General features: G+C 71.3%; 6 protein-coding genes. 4 read left to right on the top strand and 2 right to left on the bottom strand.

Annotated features, from left to right (window positions below; all coding sequences use genetic code 11):
* Window positions 1-255: 255 nt before the first annotated feature.
* Window positions 256-1,176: a kinase gene (locus tag A7A76_RS11735; protein ID WP_206411354.1), complete on the bottom strand. Its 921-nt coding sequence runs from the start codon at window positions 1,174-1,176 to the stop codon at window positions 256-258.
* 17 nt (window positions 1,177-1,193) lie between these two features.
* On the opposite strand from A7A76_RS11735, the gene pdxH reads away from it, so the two are divergent.
* Together pdxH and aac(6') are read left to right on the top strand one after the other, a co-directional pair.
* Window positions 1,194-1,796: a pyridoxamine 5'-phosphate oxidase gene (pdxH, locus tag A7A76_RS11730; RefSeq protein ID WP_206411353.1), complete on the top strand. Its 603-nt coding sequence runs from the start codon at window positions 1,194-1,196 to the stop codon at window positions 1,794-1,796.
* Window positions 1,793-2,248, top strand: a complete 456-nt coding sequence (gene aac(6'), locus A7A76_RS11725) for an aminoglycoside 6'-N-acetyltransferase (RefSeq protein ID WP_206411352.1) — start codon at window positions 1,793-1,795, stop codon at window positions 2,246-2,248. The genes pdxH and aac(6') overlap by 4 nt, the downstream gene beginning before the upstream one ends.
* A 125-nt stretch (window positions 2,249-2,373) precedes the next feature.
* On the opposite strand, the gene A7A76_RS11720 is transcribed toward aac(6'), so the two are convergent.
* A complete protein-coding gene (locus tag A7A76_RS11720; RefSeq protein ID WP_206411351.1) occupies window positions 2,374-3,171 on the bottom strand; it encodes a cobalamin-binding protein in 798 nt (265 codons plus the stop codon).
* Between the two features lie 319 nt (window positions 3,172-3,490).
* On the opposite strand from A7A76_RS11720, the gene A7A76_RS11715 reads away from it, so the two are divergent.
* Together A7A76_RS11715 and A7A76_RS11710 are read left to right on the top strand one after the other, a co-directional pair.
* Window positions 3,491-4,435, top strand: a complete 945-nt coding sequence (locus A7A76_RS11715; protein ID WP_206411350.1) for a triacylglycerol lipase — start codon at window positions 3,491-3,493, stop codon at window positions 4,433-4,435.
* Between the two features lie 3 nt (window positions 4,436-4,438).
* Window positions 4,439-4,623, top strand: a 185-nt coding sequence (locus A7A76_RS11710) for a hypothetical protein (RefSeq protein ID WP_206411349.1), incomplete at its 3' end; no start/stop codon positions are given.

The following is a 4,623-nucleotide window of genomic DNA, read 5'->3' as shown; positions in this document are numbered from 1 at the left end:
CACAGGCCATCCATGGCCTGGGTGGCGCACGGCGCACATCCTGTGCGCCGCCCTTCGGGTCTCCTTTTGCCTGTGGCGAGTTCGGGGCGGCGGGGGGAGCTAAGAGCGGCGGCGACGGCAACATGGATTCCGGCTTTCGCCGGAATGACGGGTTGGGATTGTGGGGGTTCGGGCGCTGCGGTCGAACTGCGTCGATCGGTTGGAGGCCGGGTTTCGAGAAATTGCGGCAGAGTTGGGTTGCTGCCGCCTGATCGGTTATCGACCAGCAACCGGCATCGACGCTGGCCGCCGCTGCGCATCCAGCATGATCGTGCGGTCGGCGATGTCCGGCAGCGTTGCCAACGCTTGCCGGCTGACGCGTTCGAACAGGCTGACGAAACGCCGCACCTGGGCCTGGGTCATCGCTTGCCGGCGCGGGTGGCGGGCCTGCAGCGCTTGCTCCTGCTGCCAGCGCCAGCCGGCGACCACTTCGAAGCCCGGCGGTTGCAGGAACAGCAGTCGGTCCAGGCGCGACCACAGCGCGGGATAGCCGGTGGCCAAGGCTTGGTTGCAGTAGGCGCGCCACACGCCGCCGGGGTCTTCGTCGCGTTCGAGCGCGTTGAGCGGCTCGATCAATTCGTCCTCGCGCTGCGCCGGCGCGCCGAGGAACCAGCCCTCGAATATGACCAGATCGACGCCGCGCGCCTGCGGCCAGCGCGACGGCGGCAGGCGGGTGTCGGCGAGTTTGTCGAAGCGCGGCAGGCGCACGCTGGCGCCTGCGCGCAGGCGGTCGAGTACGGCGCAGGCCAGGGCGAGGTCGTGGGTGCCCGGCGGGCCGCGTGTGGCCAGCAGCGGGTGCACGCGGCGGCCCAGGCGCAGGCGCTCGCGCCGGCCGAGGTAGAAGTCGTCGATCGACAGCACCGCCGCGCGCAGTCCGCGCGCGCGAGCGGCGGCGGCCAGTTGCGCGGCCAGCGTCGATTTGCCGCTGCCCTGCACGCCGCTGATCGCGTAGAGGCGCGCGCGTCCGGGCGCTGCGGCGATGGCGAGCGCGTCGTCGAGCGCGGCGGCGACGAAGGCTGCGGCGAAACCGTGCGCGGCGTCGCGGCCGGCGGGTTTGCCGGTTGTGGCGGACGCGCCCGGTTCGGCCTGGTTTGGGCCGGATGCGCGCTGGGCGGGCAGATGCGGACGCGGCGACATGCGCTCACAATAGCGCAATGACCCAGACCGCCGATTTGCTCAACGAAGCCCTCGCCACCTTCGACGCGCTGTTCGCCGAGGCGCGCGCCGCGGGCGAGCCCGATCCGACCGCGATGAGCGTGGCCACTGCCTCGCTCGACGGCCGCCCGTCCGTGCGCACGGTGCTGCTCAAGGCGCACGATGCGCGCGGCTTCGTGTTCTACACCCATCTCGACGGCCGCAAGGGCCGCGAACTGCAGGCCAATCCGCACGCCGCGCTGCTGTTCCACTGGCCGCGCGTGCGCCATGGCGTGCAGGTGCGGGTCGAAGGCGCGGTGGAGATCGTGTCCGACGCCGAAGCCGATGCGTACTTCGCCAGCCGTCCGCGCGGCAGCCAGCTCGGCGCGTGGGCGTCGAAGCAGTCGGAAACGCTGGAGGACCGCGAAACCTTCGAACGGCGTCTGGCCGAGGCCGAGCGTTCGTTCCCGGGCGACGTGCCGCGGCCGCCGCGCTGGACCGGCCTGCGCGTGCGCGCGGACAAGCTCGAGTTCTGGTACGGCGCCGACTTCCGCCTGCACGAGCGCTGGCTGTACGAGAGCGATCTCGCAGGCGCGTACAGCAAGCGGATGCTGTACCCGTGAACCCGCCCTGGCGCGTGCGCGCGGCCGTCGCCGCCGACCGCGCCGGTTGGGCGCGGTTGCGCGCGCAGCTGTGGCCGCAGCAACGGCTGCAGGAGCTGGCCGAAGAACTGGACGATTGGTTCGGGGATGCGCGCCTGGCCGCGTTCGTGGTCGAGGACGCCGACGGCCTGTGCGGTTTCGCCGAAGCCAGCGTGCGCAGCGATTACGTCAACGGCACCGAGACTTCGCCGGTGGCGTTCCTGGAAGGCTGGTACGTGGCGCCGCAGCGGCGCGGGCAGGGCGTCGGCCGCGCCTTGATCGCGGCGGTGGAACGCTGGGGCCGCGAGCGCGGCTGTCGCGAACTGGCGTCCGATGCGTTGCTCGAACACCTGGATTCGCAGCGCGCGCACGAAGCCTGCGGGTTCGAGGAGACCGAGCGGGTGGTGTATTTCCGCCGGCGGTTGACGGACTAGTCGCGTCGCAGTTGCGGGTTCGCGGTCGCGGCTCGCGCCGCTCCTGCAGCTAGCCCATGTAGGAGCGGCGCGAGCCGCGACCGCGACAATTCAGCGACGACGAACCCGATTCGAAGGCCTCGTGCTCACCCGGCCCGCCGCTGCGCCCAGCCTTGGATGATCCGGCTCAGCTCCTCGATCCCCGCGCTCAGCGCCGCCGGACCCGGCTGCAGGATGATCGGCGACTTGACCTCGTGCAGCTCGCCGTCGCGCACCGCCGGCACCTCGCTCCAGCCTTCGCGCGCGACGACGTGGTCGGGACGGAATTTCTTGCCGCACCAGCTGCCCAGGATCAGGTCCGGCGCGCGCCGCGCGGCTTCGCGCGGGTCGGCCAGGATGCGGTCGCGCGCCAGCGGCATCGCCGCGTGTTCGGGAAACACGTCGTCGCCGCCGGCGATGGCGACCAGTTCGGAGACCCAGCGGATGCCGGTGATCTGCGGGCTGTCCCATTCCTCGAAATACACCTTGGGCCGGCGCGGCAGGCGCGCGGCGCGCTCGCGCGCGGCGTCGAGGTTGCGTTCCAGCTGCGCGGCCAGCGCGGTCGCGCGTTCGCCCGCGCCGACCAGCGCGCCGAGCCGGCGCACGTAGTCGAGGATGCCGTCGACGCTGCGGTGATTGCTGATCCACACCTCGACGCCGTGCTTGATCAGCTCGGCGGCGATCTCGGCCTGGATGTCGGAAAAGCCGATCACGAAATCGGGCCGCAGCTTGAGGATCTCGCCGATCTTGGCGCTGGTGAAGGCGCTGACCTTGGGTTTTTCCTTGCGCGCCTGCGGCGGCCGCACGGTGAAGCCGCTGATGCCGACGATGCGGTCTTGCTCGCCGAGCAGGTACAGGGTTTCGGTGGGTTCCTCGGTGAGGCAGACGATGCGTTGCGGGCCCATGGGTCCAGATGTCGACAGCGGGGGCTGCCATTGTCGGCGATTCGGGGGATGGGGCGGTGGCGTCGTGGTTGGGTTTTCGCGGTCGCGGCTCGCGCCGCTCCTACATGGGCTCCGTGTAGGAGCGGCGCGAGCCGCGACCGCGCAACACAGTTGCCGCGCAAATTACGATGCGGCGCAGCATTTCCGCTCGCCGCGCGCCACCGTTTCGCCCGCCCAGTTCACAGTTCCCCACGGTATGGTGCAGCGCGGCGTGTCCGGGCCATACCCATTCGTACAGTCGTGGCGTCGGCGCGCCGCCGTCGTGTCCTGCGGAGGGACCATGTCGCGACTCAACCTGCGCCGCCTGTTCGGCGCGCCCGTGCTGTTCGCCCTGCTGTGCTGCGCCGCGGCCTTCCCCGCCAGCGCCGACGACTACACCAAGACCCGCTATCCGGTAGTGCTGGTGCACGGCCTGTTCGGCTTCGACGCCATCGGCGGCGTCTACGACTACTGGTTCGGCATCCCGCAGGCGCTGCGCGACGGCGGCGCGACGGTCTACGTGGCCCAGGTGTCGGCGGCCAATTCCAACGAAATGCGCGGCGAGCAGTTGATCGCTCAGCTGGAAACCCTGAAGGCGCTGCACGGCTACACCAAGTTCAACCTGGTCGGGCACAGCCAGGGCGGGCCGACCGCGCGTTACGTCGCCGCGGTGCGGCCGGACCTGATCGCCTCGATGACCTCGATCGGCTCGCCGCACGCCGGCAGCAAGGTCGCCGACACGGTCGGCGCGGTGCTGCCCGACGGCTCGCCGCTGCGGCCGCTGGTGGCCTCGTTCGTCGACGCCTTCGCTGCGTTGATCGGCACGCTGTCCGGCGGGCAATCGCCGCAGGATTCGCTGGCCGCGCTGAAGGCGCTCGACAGCGCCGGCTCGGCGCGCTTCAACGCGCGCTATCCGCAGGGCAAGCCGGCCAGCGCCTGCGGCAGCGGCGCGGCGACGGTCGGCGGGGTGCGTTACTACTCGTTCGGCGGCGTGTCCAACTCGACCAACTGGCTGGACCTGTCGGACCCGGCGATGATCGCCGGCGGCCTGCTGTTCGGCGGCGAAGCCAACGACGGCCTGGTCGGCCGCTGCTCCAGCCACTGGGGCCAGGTGATCCGTGACGACTACGAGTGGAACCATCTCGACGAGGTCAACCAGATCGCCGGCCTGCGCGGCGTGTTCAGCGCCAATCCGACCAGCGTCTACCGCGCTCATCTGAACCGGCTCAAGAACGCGGGGCTGTAAGCCATGCGCGATACCGCGCTGGGCCTGGCGATGGCGGCGGTGGCGGTGCTGTCGATCGCCGCCGTGTTCGCGGTCGGCGGCGTGCTGGAACGGCCGCTGCTGCTGTCGGCGGCGCCGGTGGTCAGCAGCGGCGCCGGCGGCAAGCTGGCCGACCCGGACGGCGCCGCGCCCGCCGAGGCCGCGGCGCT

The sequence above is a fragment of the Lysobacter enzymogenes genome, assembly GCF_017168095.1.
Taxonomy (GTDB): domain Bacteria; phylum Pseudomonadota; class Gammaproteobacteria; order Xanthomonadales; family Xanthomonadaceae; genus Lysobacter; species Lysobacter enzymogenes_D.
This window is presented reverse-complemented; position numbering and strand designations above follow the sequence as displayed.

Bases quoted from the DNA above. Each gene is read 5' to 3' on its own strand.
- A7A76_RS11735 (WP_206411354.1), bottom strand. From the start codon at position 1,176: ATGTCGCCGCGTCCGCATCTGCCCGCCCAGCGCGCATCCGGCCCAAAC.
- pdxH (WP_206411353.1), top strand. From the start codon at position 1,194: ATGACCCAGACCGCCGATTTGCTCAACGAAGCCCTCGCCACCTTCGAC.
- A7A76_RS11715 (WP_206411350.1), top strand. From the start codon at position 3,491: ATGTCGCGACTCAACCTGCGCCGCCTGTTCGGCGCGCCCGTGCTGTTC.
- A7A76_RS11720 (WP_206411351.1), bottom strand. From the start codon at position 3,171: ATGGGCCCGCAACGCATCGTCTGCCTCACCGAGGAACCCACCGAAACC.